Here is a 15,006-nt window from a genome sequence, read left to right as displayed (position 1 = left end):
GTCCCGTGAGCGACGACGGCTGCATCGCCCGCGAGCGGGACGACCCGCTCGTGCGGCGCGATGGACGTCAGTCGAGCTGGCCGCGCACCGCCCCCGCCGGGTACTCGGCGTTGTGCACGTTGACGTAGTAGTTGCCCGGGTTGGCGTCGAGCGCCGCGGCGAGCGCGTCGTTGTCCACACAGCCAGACGAATAGCCGTCGGTCGGGGCATCCAGCCCCTGCACGACGGGACCCGCCGTATTCTCATCGCCGACGTGGATGTGCGCCGCCGTCGCCGGTGCGATCCGCCGGACGAAGATGTTGTAGCAGATCGTCCCGTCATCGGTGTCCCACCTGACGAACGCGAAGCCGCGCCCGTCCGGGTCGCCGGGTCCCGGCACCTCTGCGGCACCGGTCAGGCGAGTGAACGAGAAGGGCACGAAGTCCGTCGACGAGTGGGCGCCCGCGGCGGTCGGGACCGCCAGCACCGCCACCACACCGAGTGAAGCTGCCATTGCTGCCAGAGAGCGTGTACGCATGTCAGTCCCTTTCCGTATGTTCTTGTGTTGATGGGTGTTCGGAGCGCGAACGGCGCCGGATGGGTCCGATCCGTGTACGCAGGAAATGCGGGTTCACCACAGCTGCTACGGATTGTGCCCACGACGACGGAGTCGCGCGGAACTCCCCTAGGACCTGTGCTACACCCGTACCGCAGCAGCGTCAACCGCTCGGCGAACTCAGGGCGTGATCTCCCCTGAACGACCGCTCAGGTCAGCCGGCGCTGCAGGTGCACGACCACGTCGTCGCCGTCGGCCTTGCCGATCTTCTTCCGAACAGCCGCGGTGATGGGGAGTTTGTGCGTGCCGTCGCCGAGCGCCATGAAGGCGCCGTGGAAGGGCTCGCCATCGACGGTGCCTTCGACCTTGACCAGGCCGCGGGTGCCGAAGATCTCTGCCGAGTCGGGGAGCTGCACGCAGGTCCAGGTGTCACCGTCGCGCACCTTGCCGAGGGTGGCGGTGAAGCTGATGTCGAGGGGACGGGTCTTGTCGGTCATGTGCGCATCCCTTTCTTGATGGAGCGATTCAGAGGAACCAGCCGACGACGGCGCCGACGATGACGAGCTTGAGGAGCCAGTCGAGCAGGTGGGTCGCCGCGACGGGGACAGGAGTGCCTTCGTGGACCACCGCGCCGAGCAGCAGCACTGCGGGCAGGACCGTCAGCGCGAGGCCCAGCAGGGCGCCCGGACCGGCGCCGTGCCAGTCCGCAACGGCCATCAACCCGGCCACGAGCACCGCGGTGATGAGGCTTCGCAGCGCGACCGACAGCATCTGCACGGTTGCCGGCACTCCGGGGCGAGGTGTGCTTTCGCGCGTGATCAGCCGGGAGATGGGCGGAAGCGAGTACAGCCCTGCACTGATGAGGAATGATGCGGCCGTCGCCAGGACGATGCCGAGAACCATGATGAGCCTCTTTCAGTACTAGTCCGTACTCATTACGGTAGAACGATCATTGAGTCCTGTCAAGTACTAAACTCAACGACATGGACGATCATCACGTGCCCCGCCGTCGCGGACGACCCGCCGGCATGTCCGGGAGGGAGCTGCTCGCGGTCGCTCGGGAGGTTCTGCTCGAGCGCGGTTATGCGGGAACCACGATGGATGAGGTCGCGGCCCGAGCGCGCGTCTCGAAGGCTTCCCTGTACCGCGCTCACCCTTCCAAGGCGGAGCTCTACGCCGCCGTGGTCTCCGACTGGGCGGCATCGGGCCGAGATTCCATGCGCCCTGCGCTGCAGCGCCTCACCGAGGGATCGGACGTTCGGAGCGACCTGCTGCGGCTGACGACCACGATGCGGGATGGCATCCTCGGCCCTGACGTGTTCAGGATGCGACGACTGGTCACCGCGGAAGCGGCGACACACGCGCAGGTCGCTGCTTCCTATCTTGCCGACAGCTGGAACCGCAACATCGACGCCTTGGCCGACGCCCTCGCCGATCTCGACCGGCAGGGCCGTCTCGACATCACGGAACCGCGGGTTGCGGCCGATCAACTCACCTGGCTGACCGTCGGCGCCCCGCTCAATGCGCAGTTGCTCACCGACGGCGGCAACACGACACCAGACGAGCAGGCGCTCAGCGCCGCCGTCGATCTCTTCCTCGCCGGCTACGCTGCCGACCGCGGCCCGGGAGACGACGCAGGCCCAGGAGTCGGCAGGCGTTCCGCCGCTCGCTGACCTCATCGGGCGACACCCTTGACGCGGCATCCGCTTCGCCGTAAAGTAAGCGAATCGTTACATAAGGAGTTGCTTACATGCCGCAGGCGGCCGACGAGCTCAGCCTCGTCTTCCAGGCACTCGCCGACCCGACCAGGCGCGCCATCCTCTCGCGCCTGCACAGCGGGCCGACGACCGTTGGAGAACTGGCCGAGCCGTTCGCGATGAGCCGGCCCGCCATCTCGCAGCACCTCAACGTGCTCGAGCGCGCGGGGCTCATCGAGCGCACGGCCAACGCGCAGTGGCGCACGTGCACCCTCCGCACCGAGCCCCTCGACGAGGCATCCGCCTGGGTCGACCGGCATCGCGGCGAGTGGAGCGAGCGGTTCGATCTGCTCGACGAGCATCTCCGCACGATGAAGGAGAGAACGAAGTGAACGAGCAACGAGCATCCATGGCCGAGGCCACGACCGGTGCGAGCACGAACGACCAGGCCCCGCCCCAGTTCACCATCACCCGCATCTTCGACGCCCCTCGCGAGCTGGTCTGGCAGGCCTGGACCGAGGAGGCGGATGCCGCGGAGTGGTGGCACCCGCGCGGCATCTCGATCAAGCCCGGCAGCGTCGCGATCGACGTGCGCGTCGGCGGGCGCTACGCCTACACCATGGTCGACGACGCCACGGGCGACGAGTACCCGACGGCGGGCGTCTACCGCGAGATCGTCGCCCCTGAGCGGCTCGTGTACACGTGGAGGTCTCCCGGCGACGACGACGCCATCGCGCCCGTCATCACCGTGACCCTGCGCGAGCTCGGCGGCGACCGCACCGAGATGCAGTTCCACCTGCGCGGCATCGCGGCCCGGCCCGGCGACGAGAACGTCTACGACGGGTGGGACTCCGCGTTCGACCTGCTCGCGGAGCACCTCGCGAGCCGCGGCACGGACGGGGGCGACCGCTGATGGGCCGCCTCATCGTCGAGCAGATCGTGAGCGTCGACGGGTACGCGGCCGACGCCGAGGGCGGCATCGGGTTCATCGAAGCCGCCGAGGCGGGCAACCCCGACGACGCCGACCAGCTCGAGTTCCTCGAGCACGTCGATGCGATCCTCCTCGGCGCGAACACATACCGGATGTTCGCCGACTACTGGCCGCACGCCGACCCTTCGGTCGAAGTCGTCGCCGAGCCGATCAACCGCCTGCCGAAGTTCGTCGTGTCGAACTCGCTGACGGATGCCCCGTGGGGCGACGGCTCCGTCGAGATCCTCAGTGGCGACGGGGCCGAAGCGGCCGCAGCGCTCAAAGGGCGCTTCGAGGGCATCGTCGTGTGGGGGAGCCTCACTCTCGCCGACGCGCTGCTCGAGGCGGGACTCGTCGATGAGTTGCGACTGCGCGTCGTGCCCGTGCTCATCGGCGCCGGCCGCTCGTTCACGCCGGCAAGCCTCGGCGAACGCCGCCTCGCGCTCGACCACGTCGCGTCGCACCCGAGTGGGCATGTCGGCCTGACGTACCGGGTGGGCTGACTGGCGCCGCCGCACGACGGAGCCGCACATTCCGTCGCGTAACGGATGCCCCGGGCACTACTCAGCGGCCGCGGAGTCGTGAGGCACGCCTGCTTGCACCTCCGACGGCTCGTCGCCCTGGTATTCCGCGGACAGCACCCGGTACGAACGCGTCGTGAACGCGAGCAGCGCGAGCACGGCCAACACGAGCCCGCTGAAGAAGAACACCAGCGCGATGCCGCGGGCATCGCCTTCGCCGAGCAGCCAGCCCCACGTCGTCCGCCCGTCGTCGGAGTCGACGTAGGGGATGATCCAGAATTCCGCGATGGGGGCGATGAGGAAGGCGGTGATCGGCGCGGCCGCCGCCTCGAACGCCTGCGCGAAACCGAACACGCGACCTTGACGCCGGAACGGCACCACCTTCTGGATCACCGTCTGCTCCGCCGCCTCGACCGCGGGGATGAGCGCCATGTAGAGCCAGATCCCGGCCGCGTACAGCCACCACCACTCGCGGATCGTGAAGAACGCGCCCAGAAGTCCCATCACGACGACCACGAGCAGCATCGTGCGGATCGGGTTGCGGCCGAGGCCCCATTTCGCGATCGCGATGCCGCCGAGGATGAACCCCGTCGACGCGATGCCGAACACGACTCCCCACGCCTCAACCGGGAACAGGGTGAGGCCGTACGGGTCCATCAGCGCGATGTACACGCCGCCGATGAGATTGTTCAGCGTCGTGAACAGGATGAGCGCGAACAGGCCCGGAGCTGCCCGGATCGCGGCGACGCTGCCCCGAAGATCCACCGCGGGCGGACGCCCCCCTTCGGCGACGGGCTTCGCCTCGGGGATACGGATGAAGAGCAGATGCACGAGCGCGACGAGCGTCGCCGCAATGGCGATCGCGAGCGTCCACCCCATGCCGACGAGGCCGATCGCCAGACCGCTGAGCACACTGGTGACGACGAACGCCAGGCCCTGTACCGTGCCCACCATGCCGTTGGCGTTCGCGTGCCGCTCGACCGGCACGAGCAGCGTCACCGTGGTCGACAGCGCGATGTTGCGCATGTTCTCGACGACCGAGCCGAACAGGATCACGCCGGCGAACACCCAGAACCACGGCCCTCCCAAGTCGAGCAGCGTCGCCTCGGGCTGCGTGAGATACATCAGCCCGCCCGCGACGAACGATGCCAGGGTGACCACGCTGGAGAGCACCATCACCTGGTGCTTGCGGTGCCGGTCGACGATGGTGCCGAACACGATGCCGAACACGGCGATGAGCAGCATGTAGGCGCCGCCGATGATGCCGGTCGCGAGCACCGACCGCGTCTCGAGGTACACCCAGAAGGTGAGCGCGAACCAGAGGAAGCTCGTCGTGACGTTCGCGATCATCGTGTTCGCGAGCACGTGCACGAACGTGCGCGCGCCTCCCGGCGGAGGTGCCGCGTCGGGAACCGATGGTCTCGGCGCCGGGACGGTGCTCATCGAATCCTCCTCGAACTTAAGGCTGTGCGATTCATGTCACATCGTCAACGACACAGCTGCTTCTTCTAATCCGAACGGTGATGTTCGAGTTATTGACTCGACAGTACCGGTTCGAACTCCTCGAGGGAAGGAGTGGGCGGCTGCAAAGACATCCTTGCAAAGCACTCTTTGCAGCGGTATCTTTGCATCATGGCCACGATGAACCCGGACGACCTCGAAGCCCAACCGAGCAGCTCCCGCCACCCCGGCATCGATCACGTGCTGCCGAGTGCGAGCCTGAAGTCCCTCGCCCACCCGTTGCGTGTGCGCATCTACGACGAGCTCTCGGCCTACGGCCCGCTCACCGCGACCGGACTCGCCGACCGCCTCGGCGAATCGAGCGGGGCGACGAGCTACCACCTGCGGCAGCTCGAACGCGCCGGGCTCGTGCGCGAAGACACGACGCGCGGAAAGGGTCGCGAACGATGGTGGGAGCGCCCACCGGGCTCGGTCGCGATCCCCGATGCGCGCTCCCTGCCACCGGGGAGCGCCGAGCGCCTCGCGGTCAGGCTCGTCGAAGACGAGTGGCTCCGCTCCCGCGAGCAGAACTTCCACGAGTTCATCGCCGAGGGTGATCAGGTGTTCGGCCCCGAGTGGCTCGACATCGCCACGAGCGACACGATCAATCTGCGCCTCACCCCCGAGCAGCTGAGCGCGCTCGTCGCCGACCTCGACATCGTGTTCAAGAAGTACATCGACGCACACAAGCGCACCCCGTCGCCGGCCTCGCGTCCGGTGCAGATCCACCTCAACGCATTCCCCCTCGTTCGAGGGGAACCCACTGACGACACCTCTCCGAAGGAGCAACGATGAACACCGCGACCCTCTCGTCCGGATCCGGCATCCTCGCCGACTGGGCCGTGCGCGGCGGTCTCAGCCTGGCCGGCTGGGGCCTGCAGCGCGCGACACGCCGGAACGACCGCGACCGCCAGCTCGGCCGCCTCGATGCACGCGCCGCCGCCGAAGCTGCCCTGGAAGAACGAGACGCGCTGATCCGAAGGGCCGGATACCTCCCGCTCTGACGACGTGTGCCGGCGAGGCGTACTGTTGTTGAACATACATGTTCGAGTTATGGTTGGACCACCGATCGAACCTGCGCCGTGGACTGGCCCGGGCAATGCGCCGGCCTTCATCGGCGACAGAAGGGAGCGAACACGATGAGCAACGTGATCGTCGGTGCCGTACTGATGGGCCGTCGCTCCTACGATCTGGCCGAGGGCGAAGGCGGATGGGGCGATGCCGGCCCGGTCGGCACGGTGCCAGCGCCGCCCAGCAGTGTCTGGCCGCCGGGCTCATGGACGAGGTCCAGATCCATCTCGCACCCGTCTTGCTCGGAGACGGCACGCGACTGTTCGAGCACCTCGGCGGCCCGATCGCCCTCGAGCGCACGGACGCCGTCGCGACTCCGAACGCAACGCATCTGAGATTCAGGGTGCTCACCCGGGAAGGTGACACGTGACGAACACGACTCATGCACCCGCCAAACGTGCCGACGCGCGGCGGAACATCGCGTCGATCCTGGACGCCGCGGCGATCTGCCTGAGCAGAGACCCGAATGCCAGCATCGGGGAGATCGCCGAGGCGGCCGGAGTCGGCCGGGTGACCCTGTACGGGCACTTCTCCTCGCGTGCCGAGCTCATCGATGCCGTGGTCGCCCGCGCGATCGACGAGGGCAACGAGTCGCTCGAGGCGGTCGACCTGAGCGGGGATCCGCGTGCTGCGCTCGTGCGCCTGATTGATCCGAGTTGGCTGTCGATCGTCCGGATCGGCGCACTCATGACCGCTGCCGGCGCGGTGCTGTCGCCCGAGCGGATGCTCGAGCTGCACGAACGGCCGGCGTCGCGAGTCGAGCGGCTCGTCGAACGAGGCCGGTCCGAGGGGGTGTTCCGAGTCGACCTGCCCACATCGTGGCTGGTCGGCATCCTCCACCGGGTGATGCACGGAGCCGCCGCCGAGATCGATGCCGGCCGTCTCAGCTCAGATGACGCGGCCGCGGTGATCGCCGCGACCGTCCTGGCGGCCTACACCCCGCCCGGACACACGGTGCCGCGGGCAGACACGCGGGTGCGGCAATAACGGTCGCAACGCCTCCCCCGCGCGACGGAGCCGCACAACCAGTCGCACGACGGATGCCCCGGGCCCCGCGGCATCCGTAGCCTGAGGCCATGTTCGAACTCAGCGGAATCACCAAACGCTACGGCGAACGCCTCGCCCTCGACGACGTGGGCTTCACCGTCGGCGACGGACGTCTCACCGGCTTCGTCGGCGCCAACGGCGCGGGGAAGACCACCGCCATGCGGATCATCCTCGGCCTGCTCACCGCCGACGCCGGCACGGTGACCCTGAACGGCGCGTCGCTGAACGCGGTCGATCGGCGCCGGTTCGGCTACATGCCGGAGGAGCGCGGCCTCTATCCGAAGATGCGCGTGCTCGAGCAGACCGTCTACCTCGCGCGCCTGCACGGCTGGTCGCCCGCGGCCGCACACCGCAACGCCGTCGACCTGCTCGACCGGCTGGGCCTCGGCGAGCGCGCGAACGACACCATCGAGTCGCTCTCGCTCGGCAACCAGCAGCGCGCGCAGATCGCGGCCGCCCTCGTTCACCGGCCCGAGGTGCTGGTGCTCGACGAGCCGTTCTCGGGGCTCGACCCGATGGCCGTCGAGACGGTGCAGTCGGTGCTCGCCGAGGCCGCGGCATCCGGCGCCCCCGTGCTCTTCTCCTCGCACCAGCTCGACGTCGTCGAGCGGCTGTGCGACGACCTCGTGATCATCGCCGACGGTCGCATCCGTGCGGCCGGCAGCAGCGACGCGCTGCGCACGGAGCACGCCACCGAGCGGTGGGAGCTGCTCATGTCGGGCGACGCCGGATGGCTGCGTCAGGAGCCCGGCATCCGGGTCGACGAGTTCGACGGCGGCTGGGCGGTGTTCGAGGCGGAGTCGGATGCCGCGAGGCAGGCCGTGCTCGCAGAGGCCGTCTCCCGGGGCGAGGTCGTCACGTTCACCCGCGAGCGCACGTCGCTCGCCCAGATCTTCAAGGAGGTCGTGCGATGAGCAGCACATCTTCGGTCCCTGAGCCCGTCGAAGGGACGACGCGCGCTTCGACAGGCTCAGCGAGCGGCTCGAACTCGGCGACCGCTTCGACAGGCTCAGCGAGCGGAACGAGCTCAGCGACCGAACGCACCGCCCCCCGGTTCATCGACAGCGTCGCGCTCGTCGCGCGCCGCGAGATCAGCATGCGGATGCGCAGCAAGGCGTTCCTCTGGTCGACTGCGATCCTGATGCTCGCCGTGCTCGCCTCGGTGATGTTGGGCAGCATCTTCGGCGGGCAGTCCGAGCCGGCGAAGGTGGCCGTCGTGGCCGGGGCATCCGCCGTCGTCGACGGCAACGAGGCACTCGACCCGGTCGCGGCATCCGATCTCGACGAGGCCGAGGGGATGCTCCGTGCCGGCGACGTCGACGCGATCGTCGTGCCCGCGGCATCCAATCCGCTCGGCATCACCGTGATCGGGCTGGACTCGCCGCCGAACTCGGTGGTGCAGGCGCTCTCGGTGCAGCCCACCGTCGAACTGCTCGATCCCGCGGCGGTCCCGCCCGGGCTGGCGTACCTCGTCGCGATCGGGTTCGGGCTCGTGTTCTTCATGTCGGCGCTCACGTTCGGGCAGACGATCGCGCAGTCGGTCGTCGAGGAGAAGCAGACCCGCGTGGTCGAGATCCTGCTGTCCACGGTGACGTCACGGGCGCTGCTGACCGGCAAGGTGATCGGCAACAGCGTGATGGCTCTCGGGCAGATCGTGGCCATCGCGGTGCTGGCGATCCTCGGGTTGATCCTCACCGGGCAGCAGGTGCTGATCGGCGGGCTCGGGACATCCGTCATCTGGTTCGTCGTGTTCTTCGCGATCGGGTTCGTGATGCTCGCGGCGCTCTACGCGGCGACGGCCGCGCTCGTCTCGCGCGCGGAGGACATCGGCTCGGTCACGTCGCCGGTGATGATGCTCGTGATGATCCCGTACTTCCTGGTGATCTTCTTCTGGAACGATCCGACCGTGCTCGCGATCATGAGCTACGTGCCGTTCTCGGCACCGGTGGGCATGCCGATGCGGATCTTCCTCGGCGAGGCGGCGTGGTGGGAGCCGGTGCTCTCGCTCGCGATCCTCGTCGCGACCACGGCGCTCGCGATCGTCGTCGGCGAGCGGGTCTACCGCAACTCGCTGCTGAAGACGGGCTCGCGGGTGAAGGTAGGCGAGGCGCTGCGCGGCTGAGCGGATGCCGCGAACGCGTCATCCTGCGCCACGCGGTCACGTCGTGTCGCATTGCGTCATGGGCGTCTCGTTCCGCAAACACCGAACGGGCGCCCGGTCTCATGTTCCGTTCGGCTCGTGTGAGATGCGCCTCACGTGCGGCGCATCTCACACGACGAGAACGGATGACGGCTTGGGCGTGCCGGCCTGCCGGGTCTGGGAGAATCGTCCGGTGACCCACGAGTTCCAGCCCCTCCACGACGCCGCCACCCGCGGCTTCGCCTCCGACAACTACTCCGGCGTGCACCCCGAGGTGCTCGCCGCGATCGCCGCCGCCAACGGCGGCCACCAGGTGGCCTACGGCGAGGACGTCTACACCGAGCGTCTGCACCAGGTGTTCGCGGGGCACTTCGGCGAGGGCGCCGAGGTGTTCCCGGTGTTCAACGGCACCGGCGCGAACGTGACCGGCCTGCAGTCGATGCTCCCCCGCTGGGGCGCGGTGATCTCGGCGTCGACCGCCCACATCAATGCCGACGAGGGCGGCGCGCCCGAGCGCGTCGGCGGCATCAAGCTGCTCACCGTGCCGACGCCCGACGGCAAGCTCACACCCGAGCTCATCGACCGCGAGGCATGGGGCTGGGGCGACGAGCACCGCGCGCAGCCGCTCGTCGTCTCGATCACGCAGGCCACCGAGCTGGGCACCGCGTACACGGCCGACGAGATCCGCACCATCGCCGACCACGTGCACGAGCGCGGCATGAGGCTGCACCTCGACGGCGCACGCCTCGCGAACGCGGCCGCGACGCTCCGCCTCCCCTTCCGCGCCTTCACCCGCGACGCGGGCGTCGACGTGCTGAGTCTCGGCGGCACCAAGAACGGTGCGCTCGGCGCGGAGGCGATCGTGGTGCTGAACCCCGAGGCATCCGAGGGCCTGAAGTACCTGCGCAAGTTCAACATGCAGCTCGCCTCGAAGATGCGGTTCGTCTCGGCGCAGCTCATCGCGCTGTACGAGGGCGATCTGTGGCTGCGCAGCGCGTCGCACGCGAACGCGATGGCCCGGCGCCTCCGCGACGCGCTCGACGCCGGCATCGCCGCGGGCGACCTGCCGGGGCTCGGCTTCACGCAGCAGACGCAGTCGAACGGCGTGTTCGCCACGCTGCCTGCGGGCGTCGCCGACCGGCTGCGCGAGCGCGGGTTCCGGTTCTACGACTGGGATGCCTCGCGGGGCGAGGTGCGCTGGATGTGCTCGTTCGACACCAGCGAGGCCGACATCGACGCGTTCGTGGCGGGGATCCGCGAGGAGCTGCACGCGACGGCGTAGGGTGCCCGTGGTGCGTCGGAGTACCGCGCTCCCGGCCGCATTCAGGGCCGCAGCAGCACCTTGACCGCACGACGCTCGTCCATCGCGGCGTACGCCTCGGCGGCCTCGCGCAGCGGCAGCTCGAGGTCGAACACGCGGCCGGGCTCGATCGCGCCCGAGAGGACGTCGGGCAACAGCTCCTCGATGTAGCCGCGCACCGGCGCGACGCCGCCGTTCACGCCGACGTTGCGGTCGAAGAGCGGGCGCACCGGCAACTCGGGCCCGCCGTTCGGCGCGCCCACGTAGCCGACCATGCCGCCGGGCCGGGTGGAGCGAATCGCCTGGTCCATCGACTCCCTCGTGCCGACGCACTCGAGCACACGGTCGGCGCCGATGCCATGGGTGATCTCCTGCACAGCCTTGATGCCGACGGCGCCGCGCTCGGCGACGAGGTGCGTCGCACCGAACACCCGGGCGAGCTCCTGGCGTTCCGGATGCCGCGACATCGCGACGATCGTCGTCGCCCCGAGCCGGCGCGCCGCGATGATCGCGCAGAGCCCGACCGCGCCGTCGCCGACGACCGCGACCGAGTCGCCTGCCTGAACGCCCGCAGACACGGCGGCATGGTGCCCGGTGCCCATCACGTCGGACAGCGTGAGCAGCCCCGGCACCTGCTCGTCGGAGACCGGGCCCGGAACCGGAACCAGGGTGCCGTCGGCGAGCGGCACGCGCACCCGCTCGCCCTGGCCGCCGTCGGCGAATCCGCCGAGCCGGTCGTCGCCGCCCCACCACCCGCCGTGCAGGCACGAGGTGCTCACGCCGTTGCGGCAGTTGACGCACGTGTTGTCGCAGACGTAGAACGGCGCGATCACGAAGTCGCCGACCTCGATGCGCGAAACCTGGTCGCCGACCGCCTCGACCACGCCGACGAACTCGTGCCCGATGCGATGCGGCTCATGCGTCGGGGTGACGCCGCGGTACGGCCACAGGTCGGACCCGCAGACGCAGGCTGCGACGACGCGCACGATCGCATCGCCTCCGGTCGACAGCACAGGGTCGGGCACGGTTTCGACGCGGATGTCGCGGGGCGCGTGGATGATCGTCGCAAGCATGGTTCCAGTCTGCCGTGAACGGCGCGACGACGCCCGAGTCGGAGTCCGTCGAGACGGCCCGGCGCCGAACGGAAGGCGTCGCGTGCCCGATGTCGGTGGAGTTCGGCAGAATACTCAGGTGATCGGCATCAGGACGTTCTGGAGCGCGCTCCCCACCGAGGGTCGGTGGCTGCTGTCGACGGTTGCGATCCAGACGCTCGGCCGCGGCCTGACGCTGCCGTTCACGATCATCTACCTGCACGAGGTGCGAGGCTTCGATCTCGACCTCTCGGGCCTGCTGATGAGCCTGATCGCCATCGTCGGGCTGGTCGTGACCGGCCCGGGCGGCACGCTCATCGACCGATTCGGCGCCCGAATCGTGCTGCTCTTCGGGCTCGCGGCGATGATCGCCGGTTGCACCCTGCTCGCGTTCGCGACCCACCCGGCCATCGCGGCCGTCGGCCTGGTGCTCATCGGCGTGAACTTCGGCGTCTCCTGGCCGGGCTTCAACGCCCTGATCGCAGCGGTGGTCGACGGCGACCTGCGACAGCAGTACTTCGGCGTCAACTTCGCCCTCATCAATCTCGGCATCGGAGTGGGCGGCATCATCGGCGGGTTCTACGTCGACGTCGACTCCCCCGCCACGTTCACCGTGATCTTCCTCGTCGACGCGATCAGCTGCCTCATCCCGGTGGCCCTGCTGCTCGGCCCGCTCCGGCATGTTCGCACGCAGGCCGAACCGACGGGCGAGACCACGCCGGCCGGCGGCTACCGCGAGATCCTCCGGCAGCCGGCGGTGATCTGGCTCTCCCTGCTCACCTTCCTCGCGATGTTCATCGGCTACGGCCAGATGGAGGCCGGCTTCCCCGCCTACGCACGCCAGGTGGCCGAGGTCTCCACGCGCGTGATCGGCTTCGCGTTCGCGGTCAACACCGCGGTGATCGTGCTGCTGCAGTTCGCCGTGCTCGCGCGCATCAGCGGACGACGCCGTACCCGGGTGATGTGGGTGATGGCCCTGGTGTGGGCGGGTTCGTGGCTGATCCTGGGTGCCGCCGGGCTGCTGCCCGATTCGTTGGCGGCGGCGATCGGCGTCCTGGCGTTCATGGGGGTGTTCGCATTCGGCGAGACCCTGCTGCAGCCGACGGTTCCGGCGATCTACAACGACCTCGCATCCGATCACAACCGCGGCCGCTACAACGCGATCAATTCTGCGGCATTCCAGGGTGGTGCGATCGCCGGGCCGATCGCCGCGGGCCTGCTGCTCGACCGGGGCCTGACCGTGGTGTACATCGCCATCATGGTCGTCGGATGCCTCGGCATCGGCGTGCTGGCCACCGCGCTCGAGCGGCGCATCCCGGCGAGCGTGAACGGCGTGCGCGAGCCCGAGTCGGTCGGCGGCTGAGGCGGTGCCCCGAGACCGATGGAACCGACCTCAGGCCGCGTCATCCTGGTGCCGGTAGAGCAACCGCCCGATGATCTCGACGAAGCGCGCGAGCTTCTGATCGCTGCCCAGCAACTCGTCGTTCGATGCCTGACAGAAATGACAAGTCGATTGACATGTCAATGTCACGTAGCAAATTTCGACCGATTTCTTTCCGTGTCGGGCAGACATGCCGATCGACCAGGCGGCGCAGCGCATCCCCAACCCGGTACATGGAACGTCGACCGCTCTCCGCGAACACGGCGATCGAAGTCTGCTCGCTCATCCACGGCCGCGAGGTGGGTGTGCGCCTCGACCCGTTGATTCGGATGGCCATCGCGCATTACCAGTTCGAGGCGATTCATCCGTTCACAGACGGCAATGGTCGCACGGGCCGCATCATGAACGTGCTGTTGCTCATCGAAGCAGGACTGATCCGCCAGCCGATCCTGTACCTCTCGCGCTACTTCATCGAGCACCGCAACGACTACTACCGTCTGCTTCTCGACGTCACCGCAACGGAGGCTTGGGAGCAATGGATCCTCTATGTTCTCGAAGGGGTGGGGCGCACAGCAGCGTCAACGGTCGCCAAGATCGACGCGATCTCCGAGCTCCAGCAGTCGGTGACGCGGGCGATTCGCAACACCAAGGCCGGAGCGAATGCCGACTTGCTCGCCGTGCTTTTCGAGCAGCCATACAGCCGCATCTCCAACGTGATGGACCGATGCGACGTGTCGCGACCGACGGCTGCCTCGTGGCTGAACGCCTTGATCGACGCTGGAATTCTCTTCGACGTGCGGGTGGGCCGCGAGCGTCAGTTCATCAACTCGGCGTTCGTGGATCTGTTGATGCGCGACGAGATCATCTGAGAACCAGCGTCGGCTCCCAGGCCGCCCGTCCACGCCCCTCGACGAGTTCCACGTGCGGGGTGCACGCTGTCGAGTTCGAGGCCCCAGTACTCGAAGCCGGAGATGTTCGTCGTGCAGCGTCCACATGTGTAGACGCGCGTCTACACAACTGGGACAATGGGCAGATGCGAACCATCACCTCTCGCGAACTGAAGCAGAATCCCGCCGAGGTGTACCGGCGCGTGCTCGACAGCGGCGAAGAGCACGTGATCACCTCCCACGGCAGGAGCGTCGGGGTCAAGCTCGTGCCTGCAATTCCAGGCGACCCGCAGCGCTGGGTACCGGCATCCGTGCTCGCGGCAGCACTCCCCAGGCTGCCGCGAGAGAACGTCGATGACCTCCTGCGCGACCTCGACACGCTCCGCGACGCCGAACCACTTCGCGACCCCTGGGAGGACGCACGATGATCCTCCTCGACACCGACACGCTCATCGACATGCCCGGCGACGGCGTGCTCGGCGATGAGACGCTCGGGGCCAGCATCCTCAGCCGTGCCGAGCTCGAGTTCGGCATCCGCATCGCGCGAACCGACGCGATCGCCTATGCCCGTTCCGACTATCTCGCGACCCTCGACACGCTCATCGATTGGCTGCCATTCGATCTGCGTGCGACCCGGGCGTACGGTTTCCTGGCCGCGACGATGCACCGCGATGGGGCCAAGGGTCGCGCGCGGAAGACCGACACCTTCATTGCGGCACAGGCCTACGAACTCGGTGTGCCATTGGTCACCCGCAACGTCGGCGACTTCGATCGCATTGCGCATCTCGTGCGGATCATCGACCCTGGCCCTCCGGGTTCATAGGGCACCACGGCTCAGCGATGAGAGCGGATGCCGCGCCATCCGC

General features: G+C 68.5%; 21 protein-coding genes. 15 read left to right on the top strand and 6 right to left on the bottom strand.

The window, feature by feature from the left end:
* Positions 1-67 precede the first annotated feature (67 nt).
* The 3 genes from ACFWN7_RS09470 to ACFWN7_RS09460 form a co-directional block, all read right to left on the bottom strand.
* Complete coding sequence (locus tag ACFWN7_RS09470; protein ID WP_376938561.1) at positions 68-493, bottom strand: CHRD domain-containing protein; 426 nt, start codon at positions 491-493, stop codon at positions 68-70.
* 251 nt (positions 494-744) lie between these two features.
* Complete coding sequence (locus tag ACFWN7_RS09465; protein WP_376938560.1) at positions 745-1,032, bottom strand: DUF1905 domain-containing protein; 288 nt, start codon at positions 1,030-1,032, stop codon at positions 745-747.
* A gap of 28 nt (positions 1,033-1,060) precedes the next feature.
* Positions 1,061-1,438 (bottom strand): DUF1761 family protein, encoded by a 378-nt coding sequence (locus tag ACFWN7_RS09460; protein ID WP_376938559.1) that lies wholly within the window; start codon positions 1,436-1,438, stop codon positions 1,061-1,063.
* An 80-nt stretch (positions 1,439-1,518) separates the two neighbouring features.
* Between ACFWN7_RS09460 and ACFWN7_RS09455 the strand changes: the two genes are divergently transcribed.
* The 4 genes from ACFWN7_RS09455 (at position 1,519) to ACFWN7_RS09440 (ending at position 3,705) form a co-directional block, all read left to right on the top strand.
* Entirely contained in the window at positions 1,519-2,208 is a 690-nt protein-coding gene (locus ACFWN7_RS09455) for a TetR/AcrR family transcriptional regulator (RefSeq protein WP_376938558.1), read from the top strand.
* 77 nt (positions 2,209-2,285) lie between these two features.
* Positions 2,286-2,624 carry an ArsR/SmtB family transcription factor gene (locus ACFWN7_RS09450; protein WP_376938557.1) on the top strand — a complete coding sequence of 113 codons (339 nt, stop codon included), beginning with the start codon at positions 2,286-2,288 and terminating at the stop codon, positions 2,622-2,624.
* Entirely contained in the window at positions 2,621-3,145 is a 525-nt protein-coding gene (locus tag ACFWN7_RS09445) for an SRPBCC domain-containing protein (RefSeq protein WP_376938556.1), read from the top strand. The genes ACFWN7_RS09450 and ACFWN7_RS09445 overlap by 4 nt, the downstream gene beginning before the upstream one ends.
* Positions 3,145-3,705: a dihydrofolate reductase family protein gene (locus ACFWN7_RS09440; protein WP_376938555.1), complete on the top strand. Its 561-nt coding sequence runs from the start codon at positions 3,145-3,147 to the stop codon at positions 3,703-3,705. The genes ACFWN7_RS09445 and ACFWN7_RS09440 overlap by 1 nt, the downstream gene beginning before the upstream one ends.
* Before the next feature lie 57 nt (positions 3,706-3,762).
* Here ACFWN7_RS09440 and ACFWN7_RS09435 read toward each other — a convergent pair whose 3' ends face one another.
* Complete coding sequence (locus tag ACFWN7_RS09435) at positions 3,763-5,166, bottom strand: MFS transporter (protein WP_376938554.1); 1,404 nt, start codon at positions 5,164-5,166, stop codon at positions 3,763-3,765.
* Positions 5,167-5,355: 189 nt separating this feature from the next.
* Here ACFWN7_RS09435 and ACFWN7_RS09430 point away from each other — a divergent pair, with 189 nt between their 5' ends.
* From ACFWN7_RS09430 to ACFWN7_RS09400, 7 genes are all read left to right on the top strand, one after another.
* A complete protein-coding gene (locus tag ACFWN7_RS09430; protein WP_376938553.1) occupies positions 5,356-6,018 on the top strand; it encodes an ArsR/SmtB family transcription factor in 663 nt (220 codons plus the stop codon).
* A complete protein-coding gene (locus ACFWN7_RS09425) occupies positions 6,015-6,227 on the top strand; it encodes a hypothetical protein (RefSeq protein WP_376938552.1) in 213 nt (70 codons plus the stop codon). Before ACFWN7_RS09430 ends, ACFWN7_RS09425 begins: the two co-directional genes overlap by 4 nt.
* A gap of 38 nt (positions 6,228-6,265) precedes the next feature.
* Positions 6,266-6,664, top strand: a complete 399-nt coding sequence (locus ACFWN7_RS09420; RefSeq protein WP_376938551.1) for a dihydrofolate reductase family protein — start codon at positions 6,266-6,268, stop codon at positions 6,662-6,664.
* Positions 6,661-7,281: a TetR/AcrR family transcriptional regulator gene (locus ACFWN7_RS09415; protein WP_376938550.1), complete on the top strand. Its 621-nt coding sequence runs from the start codon at positions 6,661-6,663 to the stop codon at positions 7,279-7,281. The genes ACFWN7_RS09420 and ACFWN7_RS09415 overlap by 4 nt, the downstream gene beginning before the upstream one ends.
* A gap of 89 nt (positions 7,282-7,370) precedes the next feature.
* On the top strand, positions 7,371-8,255 hold the full coding sequence (locus tag ACFWN7_RS09410) for an ABC transporter ATP-binding protein (RefSeq protein ID WP_376938549.1): 885 nt from the start codon (positions 7,371-7,373) through the stop codon (positions 8,253-8,255).
* Positions 8,252-9,463: an ABC transporter permease gene (locus ACFWN7_RS09405; protein WP_376938548.1), complete on the top strand. Its 1,212-nt coding sequence runs from the start codon at positions 8,252-8,254 to the stop codon at positions 9,461-9,463. The genes ACFWN7_RS09410 and ACFWN7_RS09405 overlap by 4 nt, the downstream gene beginning before the upstream one ends.
* A gap of 211 nt (positions 9,464-9,674) precedes the next feature.
* Complete coding sequence (locus ACFWN7_RS09400; RefSeq protein ID WP_376938547.1) at positions 9,675-10,763, top strand: threonine aldolase family protein; 1,089 nt, start codon at positions 9,675-9,677, stop codon at positions 10,761-10,763.
* 41 nt (positions 10,764-10,804) lie between these two features.
* Here ACFWN7_RS09400 and ACFWN7_RS09395 read toward each other — a convergent pair whose 3' ends face one another.
* On the bottom strand, positions 10,805-11,854 hold the full coding sequence (locus ACFWN7_RS09395) for a zinc-dependent alcohol dehydrogenase family protein (protein WP_376938546.1): 1,050 nt from the start codon (positions 11,852-11,854) through the stop codon (positions 10,805-10,807).
* Positions 11,855-11,972: 118 nt separating this feature from the next.
* Between ACFWN7_RS09395 and ACFWN7_RS09390 the strand changes: the two genes are divergently transcribed.
* Positions 11,973-13,235, top strand: a complete 1,263-nt coding sequence (locus ACFWN7_RS09390) for an MFS transporter (RefSeq protein ID WP_376938545.1) — start codon at positions 11,973-11,975, stop codon at positions 13,233-13,235.
* 30 nt (positions 13,236-13,265) lie between these two features.
* Here the strand turns inward: ACFWN7_RS09390 and ACFWN7_RS09385 are convergent, their stop codons facing one another.
* Positions 13,266-13,472 (bottom strand): hypothetical protein, encoded by a 207-nt coding sequence (locus ACFWN7_RS09385; protein WP_376938544.1) that lies wholly within the window; start codon positions 13,470-13,472, stop codon positions 13,266-13,268.
* 14 nt (positions 13,473-13,486) lie between these two features.
* Here ACFWN7_RS09385 and ACFWN7_RS09380 point away from each other — a divergent pair, with 14 nt between their 5' ends.
* From ACFWN7_RS09380 to ACFWN7_RS09370, 3 genes are all read left to right on the top strand, one after another.
* Entirely contained in the window at positions 13,487-14,122 is a 636-nt protein-coding gene (locus ACFWN7_RS09380; RefSeq protein WP_376938543.1) for a Fic family protein, read from the top strand.
* A 164-nt stretch (positions 14,123-14,286) separates the two neighbouring features.
* Positions 14,287-14,568 carry a type II toxin-antitoxin system Phd/YefM family antitoxin gene (locus tag ACFWN7_RS09375; RefSeq protein ID WP_376938542.1) on the top strand — a complete coding sequence of 94 codons (282 nt, stop codon included), beginning with the start codon at positions 14,287-14,289 and terminating at the stop codon, positions 14,566-14,568.
* Positions 14,565-14,963: a type II toxin-antitoxin system VapC family toxin gene (locus ACFWN7_RS09370; protein ID WP_376938540.1), complete on the top strand. Its 399-nt coding sequence runs from the start codon at positions 14,565-14,567 to the stop codon at positions 14,961-14,963. Before ACFWN7_RS09375 ends, ACFWN7_RS09370 begins: the two co-directional genes overlap by 4 nt.
* Positions 14,964-15,006: the final 43 nt, after the last annotated feature.

Origin of the sequence: Agromyces sp. NPDC058484 (assembly GCF_042720415.1) — a bacterium.
Lineage (GTDB): Bacteria > Actinomycetota > Actinomycetes > Actinomycetales > Microbacteriaceae > Agromyces.
The sequence above is the reverse complement of the archived record's forward strand: the minus strand, read 5'-3'. Positions and strand labels throughout refer to the sequence as shown.